Raw genomic sequence first — 17270 nt, 5'->3', positions numbered from 1 at the left:
CTATATTGCAACAAAAAAAGCTTGGTATATATACCAAGCTTTTTTTTGTTTACATGTATCTCTTTTTAGAATATGATGTGTTTTATTTACAATTTATAGCCAATTCTAAGATGTACATTTACGGCAACATCAGGATCATCAATTAGGGGCTGATTATCTTTATTAAAGGCGTGAATGTAGCCAATACCAATACCTGTTTCATAATTAAAATGCTGACCAATAGTTCTTCTAATACCCCAAGTAGGAATAATGGTTAAATCGCTTACCAGTTTAACATTATCGTAATTAACACTAATTAGCAAATCTGGATGATAACTTGTTTTAATAGCTATGTAGTTACCCGTATTTCCATCTGTTCTTCTCGATTTACGCTCACGTTTTTTTAAATTGTAATACCATCTAGGCTCCAAAGTGATTACGGGAGCCGTCATAACAATTGTTTTATTGTGGTAATTACTATTAAAAGTCAAACCAACATCTATACCTATTTCACTGCGTAAAGCAATACTATTGGATAGACCTAGTTCGTTATAGGCCCAAAGACCTAAAAAACCTGTTTGAATTCCAAAAATAGATTTTTCGACCGTTGCGTCTTGTGATTTAGCAACTAGGGTTACCGCACAAAGCGCTAACGTTAATAATCTTTTTTTCATTTAGATTGGTTGTGGCTTATTATTTTTTTTCAGCTGTTAATTCTGCAATCTTACAAATAACTTCGGTTGCTTTAATAATACTTTCAACAGGTACATATTCATAACGTCCGTGGAAGTTATGTCCGCCTGCAAAAATATTAGGACACGGTAAGCCCATATAGCTTAACTGTGATCCATCTGTACCTCCACGAATAGCTTTAATAAGGGGTTCGATGCCCAATTCTATCATGGCTTTTTCAGCAATATCAACAATGTGCATAACCGGTTCTACTTTTTCTTTCATGTTGAAATACTGATCTTTTATTTCAATAGAAATCACTTCTCGTCCGTATTGAGAGTTTATTTCGGAAGCTAATTTTTGCATAACCTCTTTTCGTGCTTCAAAATGCTCTTTATCGTGATCACGGATAATGTATTCTAAACGGGTTTCATCAACTTCACCAGTCATTGTATGTAAGTGGAAAAAGCCTTCGTAGCCTTCGGTATGTTCTGGCGTTTCTAAGCGTGGTAAAGAATTAATATACTCTGTAGCTATGTACATGGAGTTTATCATTTTTCCTTTGGCATAACCAGGGTGTACTATTTTTCCTTGAATGGTAACAACAGCACCTGCGGCATTAAAGTTTTCATATTCTAATTCTCCAACTTGACTACCGTCCATTGTGTAAGCATAATCTGCTCCAAATTTTGCTACATCAAATTTATGAGCACCACGACCAATTTCTTCGTCAGGTGTAAAGCCCACACGAATTTTACCATGCTTAATTTCTGGATGCTGAATAAGGTATTCCATAGCCGAAACAATTTCGGTAATACCTGCTTTATCATCGGCACCTAAAAGGGTTGTTCCATCTGTAGTGATAAGAGTTTGCCCTTTGTACAATAATAAATCGTCGAAATATTCAGGTGATAAAACAATATTTTGCTCCGCATTTAATACAATATCTTTACCATCGTAATTTTCATGGATTTGCGGTTTTACATTAGCACCCGTAAAATCTGGAGATGTATCAAAGTGTGAAATAAAACCAATAGTAGGTACTTCATGATCTACGTTACTAGGAAGGGTAGCCATTATATAAGCATTTTCATCTATGGTAACATCATCTAAGCCAATAGCTTTAAGTTCGTCAACTAAGGCGTTTGCTAAATCCCATTGTTTAGCTGTACTTGGAGTTGTTTCAGAGTTAGGATCCGATTCAGTATCAACCGTTACATAACTAACAAAACGTTTTATAATATGTTCTTTTGAAATCATTTTTATATAATTTGAAGGTTTACAAATAGGTTACAAATTTACAATTAATGAAATTTCTAGCATTTGAATTGCTCATATTTTTATTTAGGATTACTTTTGCGCAAACATTGACCAATGTATAAACTACTTTTACGCCCAATATTGTTTTTTTTCGATCCTGAAAAAATTCATCATTTTACATTTTCACTAATAAAAACAACTTCTAAAATCCCCGGAGTGGCGGCTATTTTTAGACAGCTGTATGTTGTTGAATCACCAAAATTAGAACGTCGACTTTTTGGATTAACATTTAAAAACCCGGTAGGCTTAGCGGCAGGTTTTGATAAGAATGCCGTGCTTTATAATGAGCTAGCCAATTTTGGTTTTGGTTTTATTGAAATAGGTACTGTAACACCAAAAGGTCAGGTAGGGAATCCTAAAAAACGATTATTCCGTTTAAAAGATGATCAAGGTATTATAAACCGTATGGGGTTTAATAACGAAGGCTTAGAGGCTGCTATCACACAACTTAAAAAGAATAAAGGCCGTGTTATAATAGGCGGTAATATTGGTAAAAACACCCAAACGAAACCTGAAGATTATACGGCAGATTATTTAACCTGTTTTGAGGCTTTACACTCGTATGTAGATTATTTTGTTTTAAATGTTAGTTGCCCCAACGTAGGTAGTCATGCTAAATTAAATGATAAAGATTATCTGTTAGAACTTATTGGTACAGTACAAAAAGCGAATAAGGGATTTAGTAAGCAAAAGCCTATTCTTTTAAAGATTGCACCAGATTTGAATAGCATTCAATTAGATGAAATTATAGATCTCATTGCCGAAACAAAATTAGATGGTGTGATAGCGAGTAATACATCGGTTGATAGATCGGGATTACAAGCTTCAGCAGCACGTCTTGAAGCTATAGGTAACGGCGGATTGAGTGGGCAACCTATTAAGCAAAAATCGACACAGGTTATAAAATATTTAGCCACTAAAAGTAATAAAGCCTTCCCAATTATTGGTGTTGGTGGTATTCATTCGGCTGCAGATGCTTTAGAAAAAATAGATGCGGGAGCCGATTTAGTTCAGGTTTATACCGGCTTTATATACGAAGGCCCTAAACTTGTAAAAGCAATTAATAAGGCGCTACTTAGTCGCTAACTATGGATTTTGAAATATTAATATCCTTTATGTTTGCAACGGCTGCTTTAGCTGTAGCTCCAGGTCCAGATAATATTTATGTACTTATGCAAAGTGTTGCTAACGGTACTAAATATGGTTTGGCAACTGTTTTAGGGTTAATAAGCGGTTGTATTATTCATACAACATTATTGGCATTTGGTGTGTCGGCAATTATTAAAAATAGCGCATCCTTATTTTTTGTTATTAAACTATTTGGTGCTTTGTATTTGGTATATTTAGCATATCAAGTTTATAAAAGTCCAGACCAATTAAGCCTATCGGATACTCAGGTACCTAAAAAAACGCTCTTACAATTGTATAAACAGGGTTTTATTATGAATGTCTTAAATCCTAAGGTGAGTATCTTTTTCTTAGCCTTTTTTCCGGGATTTTTATTTAGTGAAACGATGAGTAGTTTTAAGCAATTTTATGTTTTAGGCTTTGTTTTTATGGGAGTTTCACTGCTTGTCTTTTCTGTAATAGCTATTCTAGCAGGTTCTATTTCAAATTATATAAAATCGCACCGACATATTGGTCGTTTTTTAAAATGGCTACAAATAGGTGTTTTTATTAGTATTGCTATTTTAATTTTGATGTAGTTTTTATCAAAAGGTTTTTGATGATAGTTTTCTTTAGTATCTTTGGAATCCATGAGTAAACAAGTAAAAATAATCGAATGCCCGCGCGATGCTATGCAAGGCATAAAGGCTTTTATCCCTACCGAACAAAAGGTACAGTACATCCAATCGTTATTACGTGTTGGCTTTGATACTATAGACTTTGGTAGTTTCGTTTCACCAAAAGCTATACCGCAAATGGTAGATACAGCCGAGGTATTAGACCAGTTAGATTTGAGTAAAACGACCAGTGAGTTATTGGCAATTATAGCGAATACACGTGGCGCAGTAGATGCTTCAAAACACAAGCCTATCAAGTATTTGGGGTATCCATTTTCTATTTCTGAAAACTTTCAGATGCGTAATACCCATAAAACTATTGCGCAATCGGTTGTAACACTAAGTGAAATTTTAGAAGTTGCAGATAAAGCTGATAAAGAAGTGGTTGTTTATATTTCTATGGGGTTTGGAAACCCTTATGGGGATCCTTGGAATGTTGATATTGTTGGCGAATGGACCGAGCGTTTGAGTCAAATGGGTGTTAAAATTTTATCGCTAAGTGATACCGTTGGTTCGTCAGATCCTGAAAGCATTGATTATATATTTTCTAATTTAATTCCTTTGTATCCACAAATTGAATTTGGAGCTCATTTGCATACAACACCTAACAAATGGTTTGAAAAAGTGGATGCGGCTTATCAAGCAGGCTGCATGCGTTTTGACGGTGCTATTCAAGGTTTTGGTGGTTGCCCAATGGCTAAAGATGATTTAACAGGGAATATGCCTACCGAGAAACTATTATCTTATTTTACCAATAAAAAGCAAACGGATTTACATGCTATGAGTTTTGAAAGTGCATATAATGAGGCTACCAAGATTTTTTCGGTGTATCATTAAATAGTCCTTAACTTTTTTTTATGATTAAAAACAGAACACTTTGTGTATGTCTAAATTATGGCTGATATTTTTATGTATGTTGCCTTTTTTAGGGCAAGGAGCCGAGTGGCGTTCACTAAAAAGTTACCAAAAAGAAACTGGTAGGTTAGAGTTGTCTGCTGCCGATTGGTTGCGTTGTGATAGAACGCAACAAACAAACACTTGGATTTTAGCTAACCAATACAATTTAGAAAACCAAAACCCTACAGCCTATAGAACTATTGCAGAACGACGTGATTTTTATGCTTGGTATGCTTTAGAAATTACAGAAAAAGGACATCCCGTTGTTTGGCCGAAAATGGCTCATTATATTTCTATAAAACTCCGACTCACGCAAGCATTTCCCTTTACGATTTTTATAAAAAAGCATATACAGGCCTATGCCTATCAGGGGAGCGAAATGGTTTTTAACCAAGTTTTTCCAAAACTCAAAAATCTTTATGTTAGGCAAAATCCTTTAACAGAAGAGGAAGCGCTTTTGTGGGATAAAACCGTTTTATATAGCGAGCAGTATGAATGGTTAGAAGGTATTTATGAAACGATGTCCGAGGAGAATTTAAAAACTATCGGAAAAATGGCAAAGGGTAAGGGGGTATATGGGCTTATTGTACCTAAATCTATAGAATTTAAAGGCGCTATTTCAGACAAAAACATACGGTATCAGTATGCTTTAACGACCTTGCGGGAATTCTGTAAAAACAAATACAAATAATTTAATTAGAACTTAAAAGAAATTTTCTTATATATATTGTATATTTGCTCGCAATTATAACTGTAATTGCATCATGATAGCACACAACAACAAAATTCTAGGAGAAGGATTAACCTACGACGACGTATTATTAGTTCCAGCATTCTCCGAAGTTTTACCTCGCGAAGTAAGTATTAAATCTAAGTTTTCAAAAAACATTACCTTAAATGTTCCAATTGTATCTGCAGCGATGGATACAGTTACCGAGAGCAAAATGGCAATAGCTATGGCTCAAGAAGGTGGAATAGGGGTGTTACATAAAAACATGAGCATAGAAGCTCAGGCTATGAAAGTGAGGCGTGTTAAACGTGCAGAAAGTGGTATGATTATCGATCCTGTTACCTTACCTTTAAATGCAGTAGTACGCGATGCGAAGCAAAATATGTCAGAACATAGCATTGGTGGCATTCCAATTGTTGATGAGTCAGGTGTATTAAAAGGTATTGTTACGAATAGAGATTTACGATTTGAGAAGAATAATGACCGTCCTATAATAGAGGTTATGACTTCTGAAAATTTAGTTACAGCAGGTAAAGGGACTTCTTTACAAGATGCTGAAGGTATTTTACAAGCAAACAAGATTGAAAAATTACCAGTTGTAGATGATGCTAATAAACTTATTGGTTTAATTACATTTCGCGATATTACCAAGTTAACTTTAAAACCAAACGCTAATAAGGATTCTTTTGGACGTTTACGTGTTGCAGCAGCTATTGGTGTAACAGGTGATGCATTATCACGTGCTGAAGCTTTAGTAGACGCTGGTGTAGACGCTATTATAATTGATACCGCTCACGGTCATACTAAAGGTGTGGTTGCTGTATTGAAGTCTGTTAAATCGAAATTCCCAAATTTAGATGTGGTAGTAGGAAATATAGCTACTCCCGAAGCCGCTAAATATTTAGTAGAAGCAGGAGCCGACGCTGTTAAGGTTGGAATTGGTCCTGGATCTATTTGCACAACACGTGTTGTTGCAGGTGTAGGTTTTCCTCAGTTTTCTGCAGTTCTTGAAGTTGCTGCAGCCATTAAAGGTACCGGTGTACCGGTTATAGCAGATGGCGGTATTCGTTATACGGGTGATATTCCTAAAGCATTAGCTGCGGGAGCCGACTGTGTGATGCTAGGATCTCTTTTAGCAGGAACTAAAGAATCGCCTGGAGAAACAATAATATATGAAGGACGTAAATTTAAGTCTTACCGTGGTATGGGTTCTGTAGAAGCTATGAAACAGGGTAGTAAAGATCGTTATTTCCAAGATGTAGAAGATGATATTAAGAAATTAGTACCGGAAGGTATTGTAGGTCGTGTTCCTTACAAAGGCGAATTACACGAAAGTATACATCAGTTTGTAGGAGGTTTACGTGCCGGAATGGGTTATTGTGGCGCTAAAAATGTAGAAACATTAAAAGAAACGGGACGTTTTGTGAAAATTACGGCTTCTGGTATTAATGAAAGTCATCCGCATGACGTTGCTATCACAAAAGAATCGCCTAATTATTCTAGATAATCAAGAATCGGATTTATGGGTGTTTTTATAAGCGTTAGAATTCGATTTAATTAAAATATAAGGTAAAACTATACAGATAACGAGCAAGAAAATACCATTTCCCCATTGCTCGTTATCTAACCATTTAGATATGCCGTATCCAATAATAAGAGCTGCAGCTATAATATACATGCCTTTGGCAAATAACGCAGCTATCTTCTCTATTTTATAAGTTTCTTTTTCCGTGTCAGACATAGTGTTATATCCAGCCATAAGGTTGTAACATTTGAAGTTTTTAATTAAAACGGCAAACAGGATTAAAATAATAGCAGTTATAATCATTAATTTCCAGTGTATACTTGTCCTCTGTGTGGTTTTAAAGCATCACGAATAGGTTTCATTTGATTTTCAGTAACAACCATAAAGGCTATAGCATGCACGTCATGTTCAGCATAAAATCCCGTTATATTTAGATCTAGTTTTTCACTCTTTATATAATCTTTTAAGTGAATTTCATGATGTTCCGCAATTTTTAAGGCATCGGGGCCTCTAAAATCCCATATTAATTTTAATTCTCTCATACACACATTTTATGTTAACTAGTTATCAAAAATAACTGATTTTTATTACGTTTTTACTTCAAAAGGGTTAGAAATTGATTTGTAACCATTTTAGGATTTTAAATTTCGGATACGTTGTAATAAAGTTGGGTGGGAATAATGCATAAAGACATAAGCGGGGTGTGGTGTTAGATTGCTTAAGCTATTTTTAGATAGCTTTTTTAAGCTACTAATAAGAGGCGCTGCAGCAAAGGTGGTTTTAGCATAGTTATCGGCTTGGTATTCAAATTTTCGGGAAAACACATTCATGATTAATCCGGTTATTTCAGAAATAGGACTGTATAGCAATCCGAAAGCTATTAAACCAACATGAAAACTTGGTATTGATACACCTAATGCTTGAGATAAGAGTGGGTTTGAAATAAAAATGGATAGGATAAATAAGGTTAATCCTGTTAGTAAAACAGACATAACTAAATTGAATAGAATGTGATTTTTTTTATAGTGACCTATTTCGTGAGCTAAAACGGCTACGATTTCATCTTCCTCTAAGTCGTTTATCAATGTATCGTAAAGTGTTACGCGTTTTTCACTTCCAAAGCCTGAGAAATAGGCATTGGCTTTAGTGCTACGTTTAGAGCCATCAATAACATAAATTTTGTTTAATGTAAAACCTACTGTTTTTGCGTATTCTGAAATTTTATCACGTAAGCTACCGGCTTCTAAAGGACTCTGTTTGTTAAATAAAGGGACAATTAGTCTGGCATAAAACATATTTAAAAAGATAGTGAATATTGTAACAAGTCCCCATGCATACAACCAAAATTGACTACCTGTAGCAAGATAAAACCAAATTATAAGAGCTATAATACCGCCGCCTAAAATTATCATCATTAACCAACCTTTAAGTTTATCGATTATGAAGGTCTTTTTAGTAGTGGTATTGAAACCGAATTTTTCTTCTATAACAAAGGTTTTATAGTATGAAAAAGGTGTTGTTAATATGTCACTTCCAATCATGATTATACCAAAAAATATCAGTGCAATTATAATAGGGTTCTCAGAATAGGTTCGGGCTAGGCTGTCTATATATTCAAAGCCATTTAAAAACAGAAACCCTAATGTTAGTATGAATGAAAATATAGCAGTTAAGAATCCAAATTTATAGTTTACTTTTTTATAAGCCTGAGATTTCTCATATTCTGTTTTGCTATAAACATCCTTTAATTCTTGAGGAATGGGATTGTTATATTGATTAGCATTTAAAGCATCAAGTATTTTGTCTATTATAAAACTAACACAGAGTATAGCTATTATAATGTAGAATAGAGTTGTGGCTGTCATAACAAATTTGTTTTAAGGGTGAGGCCAAAGGCTTATAAAAATTGACGCTGTCTCTTAGCTTCAAAAATAATTATTCCAGCAGCAACAGATACGTTCATCGAATCTATAACACCTTGCATAGGTATGTTGATGTTTTGAGTAGCTGCTACACGCCATTCTTGGGTTAAACCAGTGGCTTCAGTTCCAACAACAATAGCTGTAGGTAAAGCGTAGTCTTGCTGATGGTATGCTTCTGATTCTTGTAAAATAGCTGCGTAGATATTAATATTGTGCATTTTTAAAAAGTTGATGGCGTCCTCGCTACTAGCCATGGCTATTTCAGTTGTAAAAACACAACCAACACTAGAACGAATAATATTCGGGTTATATAAATCTGATTTTGGATTTGCTATAATAACGGCATCTACATTTGCAGCATCGGCAGTACGGAGTATGGCTCCGATATTTCCTGGTTTTTCAGGAGCTTCAGCAACTAAAATTAAAGGGGTTTTAGTTGTAAGTTTTAAATTTTCTAGTTGATGATTTTTCGTGTTTACAACGGCAATAACACCTTCAGTAGTATCTCTGTGGGCTAATTTTTGAAAAACCTCTTTTGAGATTTCAATCGTTTGTATACTTGGATTAACTAATTCTTGAATTTCACTTTCGCTAGCCAATTCTGGAACAAATAAAAGCGTGTCAATTTTATAACCACCTTTTATGGCAAGTGATAGTTCGCGTTTACCTTCAATTAAAAATTGCCCGGTTTTCTTCCGTTGTCGTGATTTGTCTTTTAATAAAACCAGTTGTTTAATAAACGAATTTTGTGGGCTAGTTATAATTTTTTCCATTTTATAATGTAATTCCATGTATTTGACACTGCAAATTTAATCTAATATGAAACAATACCGACGTATTCTTATGGCAGTCTTTTAAAAATTATTTTAAAATTTAAGGGTAACAATTTTAAGGTTTGGTTGATGTAATAGTATAAACCAAATTTTAAAAACCATGAGAACAATAACATGTCATATTTTTACAAGAAGTATTTTATTAATTGTATTAGCACTATTCACAACAGGTTGTACCGATGATAGTGGCTTTACACCACAGCCATGCTTGGATTATAACTTTTATGGATTGCAAATAGCGGGCAATTTTAATAATCCAACAGGACAAATAGACTTTGTTAAAAATACAACAGCTCATTTAGTCAATCCAGGCTTACAGGTATTATCAAGTACATCAACACCTGATAATTTGTACAGTAATCGCCCCGCATTTGATAGAAGTAATGAAACGCTTTATTTTATTGACGAATTTAATGGTGGTCAAAAAATGTATGTGGCGACACCTGCTGCAATTGACGAATATGTATTAAGCCCTGCCTCAAGTTACAGTGCGCCTATTTACTTAGGGAGCCAATTGTATGCTTTGGAGTTTGATGCTACGGGGGTTTATTTATGTACCATTTCAGCATCTGGTGTAGCCGTAAGGCAAGGAGCTTCATTAGGTACAAATGCTTATTACACAGACTCCATAGGCAATAAGGCTTATGGTGTAGCGAGTCTTTCAGGTAGTTTACTATTTTTAGTGGATCATATGCTTTATGAAGTAGCTACTTCTGGTACGCTTTTAAATTCTGTTTTTGCAAATACTTCAGCAGGATATGCTTTGTATAGTGATATTGAAATTGACCCAGAAACGGGTGGTTTGTTTTTGCCAAAAACGGAAAACGGTTTACGATCTATTGTACATTGGGATTTTAATAGTGGTGCTATAATTGAAAACACTGTAATACCGAGTATAAACTTTAATGCTGAGTCCGTAAACTTAGCTTATAATAATTGTGGCGATCGTTTGCTTGTTTTAAGTAATGGTACAACATTTAATAATACTCAAGAAAACTCACGTATTTGGGAGTTAGAAATACCGAATAGTCCAAATCCAGGAAGCATTATGAATACGAGTTCCTATACAGATATGTTATTAGGAATTGTTTACTAATTTTATCTGTTAAACACGTGTATTAAGACTGTCTGAATAAGGCAGTCTTTAATTTTTCATGAGGCGTGTGTGATTATGAATGACTCTGTTGTTTGATTATTTGAATTATTTCTTAAAACTTTTTGTAATGCCTAAAATATATTTTCGTCCAAGAGTTTAGCTTAAAACTATATTATGAAAAAAACAATTTACTTATTACTATTAACCTTTGTAATAACAGCTTGTAAAAGTGACAAAAAGGAAGAAACTTCTAAAGTTTTAGAACCTGTAGCGGTTGAAGAAACTGTTACTAATTTGTATCCAGAATCTATGAATCGGGTTTTTGAAGCTCATGGAGGGATTGATGCATGGAAGTCTATGAAAATGCTTTCTTTTAGTTTAACGAAGCCAACAGGTGTAGAGACTACAACTAAAAACTTAATTACTAGAGCTGAATTAATTGAAACACCTAGTTATACACAAGGATTTGATGGGGAAACCTTATGGGTTCAAGAGAAGGATAGTGTGCCTTATAAAGGAAAACCAAAGTTTTATAAAGGCTTAATGTTTTATTTTTATGCGATGCCATTTGTGTTTGGTGATGCGGGTGTTAATTATGCAGAAACAGAGGCTTTAGTTTATGAAGGAAAAACATATCCAGGTATTTTAGTTTCTTTTGAAACGGGTGTTGGAGAATCGTCAAATGATCAGTACAAGATTTTTTATGATGCTGAAACAGGTCAGATGGCATGGTTAGGTTATACGGTAACTTTTGGTAAGCCAGAGGCTAGTCCGGATTTCCATTTTATAAGATATAACAATTGGCAAACTGTAAATGGTTTAGTTGTACCTAAAAGTATAGATTGGTATAATTATGAAAATAATTTGCCAACAGAAAAGCGTAATACAGTTGAATTTTCAGATGTTAAACTCTCCGAGCAAGCACCAGAAAGTACATTGTTTACAAAGCCGAATGGCGCAAAAGTAATTGAATAAATTGCTATGAAAGAGAAAAAAAGCGAACCGAAAGGTTCGCTTTTTTTTATTTAAATAATTTGCATTACTGATTCTTATACTTTTCGGAGTAGCGTTTCCATAATTCTGTTTGGTGACTTTCTAAGCTTATCTCTCTACCTTGAATAAAAGCATGTGTGAGTATGTTGTTTCGCATATCTAAAGCATCACCTTCACTAATAAATAGGGTAGCATCTTTTCCAACTTCCAAGGTTCCAACTAGGTTGTCGATACCCAAAATTTTAGCATTATTGGATGTAATTAGTTTTAAAGCTTCTTCTTTATCCATGCCATAAGCTACACAGGTTCCTGCATAAAAGGGAAGGTTTCTAGATTGGAAATTTTCGGCATTACCAACTTGAATACCCGTTAAAACCTGAGCATCTGTTAAGCGTTTAGCTAATTTAAATGCCGTGTCATAATCAGCATCGTCATTTGGCGGTAAACTATGTGGCGTATTAATTAATACCGGTATGTTGTTTTGTGTTAATACATCTGTTACTTTGTATGCTTCGGCACCACCAACGATAACCAGTTGTACTATATCATTATTTTTAGCAAAATAAACAGCGTCGGTAATTCCTTTTTTATCATTTACATGAATAAAAAGTTTTTGAGAACCATTATACAGACCTTTCATGGCTTCGAAAGGTAGATTTACAGGTTGTTTACTACCTTTTAAATATGCTTGACTCTCCTTAATAAATAAGCCAAGGTCATTGACCTGTTGGGAGTAATTTTTATTAGGCTTTAAACCTGCCGGTTCTCCTAGCCACCAGCGACCTCTTGAGAAGCTACTCGGCCAGTTTACATGTATACCGTCATCGGTTTTAATAGCCGCGTCTTCCCAATTCCAAGCATCTAATTGTACGATGGATGAAGTTCCTGAAATACGACCACCTTTTGGAGATACTTGTGCCATTAGAACGCCATTCGGTCTCATAGATTCCACTACTTTAGACTCCGTGTTGTAGGCAATTATACTGCGTACATGAGGTATCATACCGCCAATTTCTTTCTGGTCATCGGTGGCTCTTACTGCATCTACTTCAACTAACCCTAAAGCTGAATTAGCCGCAATAAACCCTGGATAAACATGTTTGCCTTTGGCGTTTATAACCGTCATCCCTGAAGTGTTTGTTTCCGAAGAGTTTATGGCTGTTATTTTTCCGTTTTCAAAAATAATAACACTGTTTTCAATAATCTTTCCGGTACCATCATGGGCTGTAGCTCCAACGATAGCAACTGGTTTTGTTTGTTTTAATCCGGGTGTTTGTTGTGCTAATAATTGGAAGTTTACCAATAGCATAAAAAACAGGATAGATATATGTTTTAGTTTCATTTTAGTATTAATATTAAAGGGTGTCACAGTGGAACAATTTATCTTCTTTTTTAACTATAGGTTGGGTTTTTAGACCTTTGTTTTTAGCTTGAAGCATCATTGTTGTTAATTCATTTTTCTCTTGTTTCATTGCTTTTCTTGCCTGCTTGTCGCGTTCTAGGTCAAAATAAACAGTGCCTTCAATTAGTGTTTTTTCGGCTTTAGCGTAGATTGACATGGGGTGGTTATTCCACAGTACCAAATCGGCATCCTTTCCAACTTTTATACTACCTACACGGTTATCAATATGTAATAGCTTTGCAGGGTTAAGAGTTACCATTTCCCAAGCTTCTTCTTCGCTTACACCTCCATATTTAACTGTTTTAGCAGCTTCTTGGTTTAAGCGTCTAGACATCTCTGCATCATCACTATTTATAGCGGTAACGATTCCTTGGTTATGTAAAATAGCCGCATTGTAAGGGATGGCATCATTTACTTCAAATTTGTAAGCCCACCAATCGCTAAAGGTTGAAGCGCCAACACCATGGGCTTTCATTTTATCGGCAACTTTATAGCCTTCTAAAATATGAGTAAAAGTGTTGATATTAAAGTTAAATGATTCTGCAACTTTCATGAGCATATTTATTTCGCTTTGTACATATGAGTGGCAGCTTATAAAGCGTTCTTCGTTTAAAATTTCGGCAAGTGTTTCAAGCTCTAAGTCTCTTCGGAAAGGTTTACCACTTTTCTTTAAAGCATCATAAGCTTTAGCTCGGGTGAAATAATCGATATATACTTGTTCGACACCCATTCTGGTTTGTGGGAATCTTGTTTTTGAATAATCGCCCCAATTAGATTGCTTTACATTTTCACCTAAAGCAAATTTGATGAATTTAGGAGCATCATTAAAAAGTAACTGCTGAGGTGATTCGCCCCATTTTAGTTTAATAATAGCCGAGCGACCACCGATTGGGTTTGCAGATCCATGAAGAATTTGAATGGTTGTAACACCACCTGCTAGATTTCTGTAAATATTAATATCGTCTGAATCTATAACATCTTCAATAGTAACTTCGGCTGTAGAGTTTTGACCAGCTTCGTTTACTGCCGATGTTGCAATATGCGAATGCTCATCTATAACACCTGTAGTAAGGTGCTTGCCTGTAGCATCAATAACTATAGCGTTACCAGCTTTTAGGTTTTGTCCTATTTTAGATATTGTGCCGTTTTTAATTAATACATCGGTGTTTTTTAGAATACCATCAGCTTCATTTGTCCAAACCGTTGCGTTTTTAAAAAGAATGTTTTGCTGTTTTGGTCTTTCAGAAAATCCATAAGCTTCATTAGGGTAGGTTACAGGATATATTTTAATATCCGATTCTTTGTTTTTATCGCGTTCTGTTTTGTGGGCTGTATCAGTATCTAACTTTTTAGCCAGAAAAGTTGTTTCATTTCCATTGGGTAAAATAGCAATACCATTTATAGTAGCAGGGTCTGTTATTTTAGCAGATAAACGTGTGAAATTTTGTTGAGTGGTATCTGGACTTGCTACTGTTAATGCCATCCAATTATCTGTAATAGAAATTTTAGCACCTAAGGTATGAGTCTCAGTTTTTACTTTTGCAGTTAGTTTAGACATTTGTCCGGAAATGCTTAAATTATATGGTTTTCCTGCAATTTTTAAATCGTAGTCACCTCGAATATCTTTAGTATTCATAGGTGTGACTTCATGTTTGTTTCCGAGTACCCAGTTTTCAAAAAGTATCGTTCTTTTCTTAAAAATGGGACCAGAAGTCACTAAAAAATTAGCATAGTTACCATTTTTTAAAGTTCCTATTTCATTGCTTTTTCCTAATATATTGGCCGGAACAGTTGTTAGAGCGGCAAGAGCAACAGACTCATCTAATCCATATGCTATAGCTTTTTGTAACTTGGGTAAAAACTCTGATGGATCTTTTAAGTCGTGTAAAGTTAAAGCAAAAGGGATGTTGTTTTCCGATAGTACACTTGGGTTACTCGGTTTTTGATTCCATTCGCGTAAATCTGAAAGCATTACTGTGTTTGCCATTATAGGATCTTCCATATCGTAAGCATCGGGGAAATTTATAGGAAGTATGAAGCTTGCGTTGGTTGCTTTAATTTCAGAAATAAGTTCGTACTCATCGCCACCTCCAACAATTACGTATTGGGTGTTAATATCATCGCCTACTTGGTCTAATCGTAATGCATTCATTTTACTGCCAGCATCTATAATCTGAACTAGATTTTTGTTTTTTATATACGCTTCTAGAGCACGGTCTTTAGTTTCTGACAAACCTTGACTATACCAATCGGCATCATAACTAACTTGTCTTAATAAAGCCATAGCGCCCATTAAAGAACCTGGATATGCTTGTCTTGAAGTGATACTTTTTGAAGTGGAAAGGTACTGCGCCGATCGGTCTGATAAAATCCGTTCAGCATCAGTGGCATTCGGTGACAGGGCTATTAAAGCTCCGGTTCCACGTATTATACCATCGGCAATATGTGTGTTTACTGCACCAAAACCTGCTTTTCTAATTTTTGTAGCTTCTTTACTGTCAAATGTATAGTTTTCAATGGCGTTTTGTTCTGGTCGTATATGGTCATTCCAATAATAACCCTCGCGTGAAGCATCGTATTGTGGTCTGTTAGAACTTTTAGCACGCTCTGGTTTTTTTACACCAAAAGTAGAGTAGATATCTATAAAGGATGGATAAATGTGTTTCCCTGATAAATCTGTAGTTATAGCGTTTTCAGGTATTGAAATGTTTTTGCCGCTAGAGATAATCTTACCATCTTTAATTAGTAATGTAGCATTATCTATAGTTTCTGTTGGTGATATATGTAATGTAGCATTTGTGAAAGCTTGATAATGATGGCTTTCTGCTTTAACACCTCCGTTTTTTGGAAAGTAGTCTTGCGCCAAAAGTGGTAAACTACAGATAAAACAAAATAGAGTAATTAGTTGTTTCATTAGTTGGATTGGTTTTCGAGATTAAAAAATTAAAGATAAGTATTCGTGTAAAGGAAGGTTTATAAAGGTTAAACTTTTAACATTTTCTTTAGTTTTCTAAAAAGTAATTCACGTAAAGTGCTACAACATAGCTATAACTTTTCATACCTCCTTTTTGGTTGTTTGCTTTTAAGAAGGAGTTATAGGTTTCTTTAAAAACAGGTTCTGTTATATTTTGGTATCCGTTCCAAAAATCCTGTACTTCCTGGTAGTTTTTAAGAATCCCGATGTTTATCTGTTTAATTAGGTTTTCGTATTCTAATGGGTTGCGTCTGTAAATTTCAAATAAACAATGTCTTAAAGCAAACGTCGTTCCGCAGTATTGAAAATAGATATCGGTGTGAGACATGGCAGCCAAACTACCAATAAAATTGGCTTCATTTTCGGCAGCATAGCCTAATTGATGTGCTATTTCATGAGAAACCGTTGTTGGAAATTTATATGAAGGTATAAGGGCATCCACATGGGCTTCGTTAGTAATAGGATTTAAATATCCACTAAAACCCATATAGGTTAGTGGGACACTAAATAAAGACATTTTAATACTCTGTGGTTGGTATTCTAAGTGTGGATATTGCTTTTGTAGTTCGGTGTAACCAGATGGCGCCATCTTTAATATGTCGTCTTTTGTGTAAGGCAAAATAATCTTACTAGTATCTGATTGAGTAATTTTATGATGTAATAAATTGGATTTTGAAATAAGCTTTTCAGTTGTGGTAATAAGTTCCTCGGTTGTATAATCTGCTTTTAAGTTTAAATTTTCATGCAATGGCATGCGGTAATAATTAAAAGCCCATAATAGGTGAAAAGCAAAATAGAGTAGGGAGATACTAGCTAGAATATCTAAAACCCAATTTTTAAAATCGTTAAATATTCGTTTTCTATTAATCCATAACCAACGGATTATAAATATAATAGCAGCTGCGTAAAATATATCGCCAAAAGAAAACGGTAGCCAGCCAAACACATAACGCGATAAAGCAGAAATATAGGGATAGATACTGTTGCTATACACGGTTTCAACAAATTCAGGATACTTGGCCAAAATATTAATTAAAATAATTTGGGGAATTAAAGCGAGAGTGATGTATAGCTTTGGGTTTTTATGCATATTTCAAAAATAAGGAATTGTTTTATTACTCTCTACATTATAATTACCTTTGT

Annotated in this window: 16 protein-coding genes; 7 read left to right on the top strand and 9 right to left on the bottom strand. The window is 34.7% G+C overall.

Going from position 1 to position 17270, the window contains the following annotated elements; genetic code table 11:
• Nucleotides 1-86: 86 nt before the first annotated feature.
• Entirely contained in the window at nucleotides 87-653 is a 567-nt protein-coding gene (locus ACW5R3_RS10175) for a hypothetical protein (protein ID WP_456576909.1), read from the bottom strand.
• A 19-nt stretch (nucleotides 654-672) separates the two neighbouring features.
• Nucleotides 673-1911 carry a peptidase T gene (pepT, locus tag ACW5R3_RS10170; protein WP_456576908.1) on the bottom strand — a complete coding sequence of 413 codons (1239 nt, stop codon included), beginning with the start codon at nucleotides 1909-1911 and terminating at the stop codon, nucleotides 673-675.
• A gap of 114 nt (nucleotides 1912-2025) precedes the next feature.
• Between pepT and ACW5R3_RS10165 the strand changes: the two genes are divergently transcribed.
• The 5 genes from ACW5R3_RS10165 (at nucleotide 2026) to guaB (ending at nucleotide 6889) form a co-directional block, all read left to right on the top strand.
• Nucleotides 2026-3057, top strand: coding sequence for a quinone-dependent dihydroorotate dehydrogenase (locus tag ACW5R3_RS10165; RefSeq protein WP_456576907.1), 1032 nt, complete (start codon nucleotides 2026-2028; stop codon nucleotides 3055-3057).
• Nucleotides 3058-3059: 2 nt separating this feature from the next.
• On the top strand, nucleotides 3060-3677 hold the full coding sequence (locus tag ACW5R3_RS10160) for a LysE family translocator (RefSeq protein ID WP_456576906.1): 618 nt from the start codon (nucleotides 3060-3062) through the stop codon (nucleotides 3675-3677).
• A 51-nt stretch (nucleotides 3678-3728) separates the two neighbouring features.
• Complete coding sequence (locus ACW5R3_RS10155) at nucleotides 3729-4592, top strand: hydroxymethylglutaryl-CoA lyase (protein ID WP_456576905.1); 864 nt, start codon at nucleotides 3729-3731, stop codon at nucleotides 4590-4592.
• Between the two features lie 46 nt (nucleotides 4593-4638).
• On the top strand, nucleotides 4639-5343 hold the full coding sequence (locus tag ACW5R3_RS10150) for an Insecticidal toxin complex protein (RefSeq protein ID WP_456576904.1): 705 nt from the start codon (nucleotides 4639-4641) through the stop codon (nucleotides 5341-5343).
• A 73-nt stretch (nucleotides 5344-5416) separates the two neighbouring features.
• Entirely contained in the window at nucleotides 5417-6889 is a 1473-nt protein-coding gene (guaB, locus tag ACW5R3_RS10145) for an IMP dehydrogenase (protein ID WP_456576903.1), read from the top strand.
• Here the strand turns inward: guaB and ACW5R3_RS10140 are convergent, their stop codons facing one another.
• The 4 genes from ACW5R3_RS10140 to ACW5R3_RS10125 form a co-directional block, all read right to left on the bottom strand.
• Nucleotides 6890-7210, bottom strand: coding sequence for a DUF3784 domain-containing protein (locus ACW5R3_RS10140; protein ID WP_456576902.1), 321 nt, complete (start codon nucleotides 7208-7210; stop codon nucleotides 6890-6892).
• A complete protein-coding gene (locus tag ACW5R3_RS10135; RefSeq protein ID WP_456576901.1) occupies nucleotides 7210-7449 on the bottom strand; it encodes a hypothetical protein in 240 nt (79 codons plus the stop codon). The genes ACW5R3_RS10140 and ACW5R3_RS10135 overlap by 1 nt, the downstream gene beginning before the upstream one ends.
• Nucleotides 7450-7539: 90 nt before the next feature.
• Nucleotides 7540-8772: a M48 family metallopeptidase gene (locus ACW5R3_RS10130; RefSeq protein WP_456576900.1), complete on the bottom strand. Its 1233-nt coding sequence runs from the start codon at nucleotides 8770-8772 to the stop codon at nucleotides 7540-7542.
• A 32-nt stretch (nucleotides 8773-8804) separates the two neighbouring features.
• Nucleotides 8805-9602, bottom strand: a complete 798-nt coding sequence (locus ACW5R3_RS10125; protein ID WP_456576899.1) for a TrmH family RNA methyltransferase — start codon at nucleotides 9600-9602, stop codon at nucleotides 8805-8807.
• Between the two features lie 160 nt (nucleotides 9603-9762).
• Between ACW5R3_RS10125 and ACW5R3_RS10120 the strand changes: the two genes are divergently transcribed.
• Both ACW5R3_RS10120 and ACW5R3_RS10115 read left to right on the top strand, forming a co-directional pair.
• A complete protein-coding gene (locus ACW5R3_RS10120) occupies nucleotides 9763-10758 on the top strand; it encodes a hypothetical protein (RefSeq protein ID WP_456576898.1) in 996 nt (331 codons plus the stop codon).
• A gap of 174 nt (nucleotides 10759-10932) precedes the next feature.
• Entirely contained in the window at nucleotides 10933-11733 is an 801-nt protein-coding gene (locus ACW5R3_RS10115; protein ID WP_456576897.1) for a DUF6503 family protein, read from the top strand.
• Nucleotides 11734-11797: 64 nt separating this feature from the next.
• On the opposite strand, the gene ACW5R3_RS10110 is transcribed toward ACW5R3_RS10115, so the two are convergent.
• From ACW5R3_RS10110 to ACW5R3_RS10100, 3 genes are all read right to left on the bottom strand, one after another.
• Nucleotides 11798-13093: an amidohydrolase family protein gene (locus tag ACW5R3_RS10110; RefSeq protein ID WP_456576896.1), complete on the bottom strand. Its 1296-nt coding sequence runs from the start codon at nucleotides 13091-13093 to the stop codon at nucleotides 11798-11800.
• Nucleotides 13094-13106: 13 nt separating this feature from the next.
• On the bottom strand, nucleotides 13107-16067 hold the full coding sequence (locus ACW5R3_RS10105; protein ID WP_456576895.1) for an amidohydrolase family protein: 2961 nt from the start codon (nucleotides 16065-16067) through the stop codon (nucleotides 13107-13109).
• 88 nt (nucleotides 16068-16155) lie between these two features.
• Nucleotides 16156-17217, bottom strand: coding sequence for a DUF3810 domain-containing protein (locus ACW5R3_RS10100; RefSeq protein WP_456576894.1), 1062 nt, complete (start codon nucleotides 17215-17217; stop codon nucleotides 16156-16158).
• Between the last annotated feature and the right edge of the window lie 53 nt (nucleotides 17218-17270).

Source organism: Algorimicrobium bowmanii, assembly GCF_054031195.1.
Note: the sequence above shows the minus strand (reverse complement) of the source record. Positions and strands in the feature narration are given on the sequence as shown.

Coding starts and splice junctions, on each gene's coding strand:
- ACW5R3_RS10175 (WP_456576909.1), bottom strand. CDS start 653: ATGAAAAAAAGATTATTAACGTTAGCGCTTTGTGCGGTAACCCTAGTT.
- pepT (WP_456576908.1), bottom strand. CDS start 1,911: ATGATTTCAAAAGAACATATTATAAAACGTTTTGTTAGTTATGTAACG.
- ACW5R3_RS10165 (WP_456576907.1), top strand. CDS start 2,026: ATGTATAAACTACTTTTACGCCCAATATTGTTTTTTTTCGATCCTGAA.
- ACW5R3_RS10160 (WP_456576906.1), top strand. CDS start 3,060: ATGGATTTTGAAATATTAATATCCTTTATGTTTGCAACGGCTGCTTTA.
- ACW5R3_RS10155 (WP_456576905.1), top strand. CDS start 3,729: ATGAGTAAACAAGTAAAAATAATCGAATGCCCGCGCGATGCTATGCAA.
- ACW5R3_RS10150 (WP_456576904.1), top strand. CDS start 4,639: ATGTCTAAATTATGGCTGATATTTTTATGTATGTTGCCTTTTTTAGGG.
- guaB (WP_456576903.1), top strand. CDS start 5,417: ATGATAGCACACAACAACAAAATTCTAGGAGAAGGATTAACCTACGAC.
- ACW5R3_RS10140 (WP_456576902.1), bottom strand. CDS start 7,210: ATGATTATAACTGCTATTATTTTAATCCTGTTTGCCGTTTTAATTAAA.
- ACW5R3_RS10135 (WP_456576901.1), bottom strand. CDS start 7,449: ATGAGAGAATTAAAATTAATATGGGATTTTAGAGGCCCCGATGCCTTA.
- ACW5R3_RS10130 (WP_456576900.1), bottom strand. CDS start 8,772: ATGACAGCCACAACTCTATTCTACATTATAATAGCTATACTCTGTGTT.
- ACW5R3_RS10125 (WP_456576899.1), bottom strand. CDS start 9,602: ATGGAAAAAATTATAACTAGCCCACAAAATTCGTTTATTAAACAACTG.
- ACW5R3_RS10120 (WP_456576898.1), top strand. CDS start 9,763: ATGAGAACAATAACATGTCATATTTTTACAAGAAGTATTTTATTAATT.
- ACW5R3_RS10115 (WP_456576897.1), top strand. CDS start 10,933: ATGAAAAAAACAATTTACTTATTACTATTAACCTTTGTAATAACAGCT.
- ACW5R3_RS10110 (WP_456576896.1), bottom strand. CDS start 13,093: ATGAAACTAAAACATATATCTATCCTGTTTTTTATGCTATTGGTAAAC.
- ACW5R3_RS10105 (WP_456576895.1), bottom strand. CDS start 16,067: ATGAAACAACTAATTACTCTATTTTGTTTTATCTGTAGTTTACCACTT.
- ACW5R3_RS10100 (WP_456576894.1), bottom strand. CDS start 17,217: ATGCATAAAAACCCAAAGCTATACATCACTCTCGCTTTAATTCCCCAA.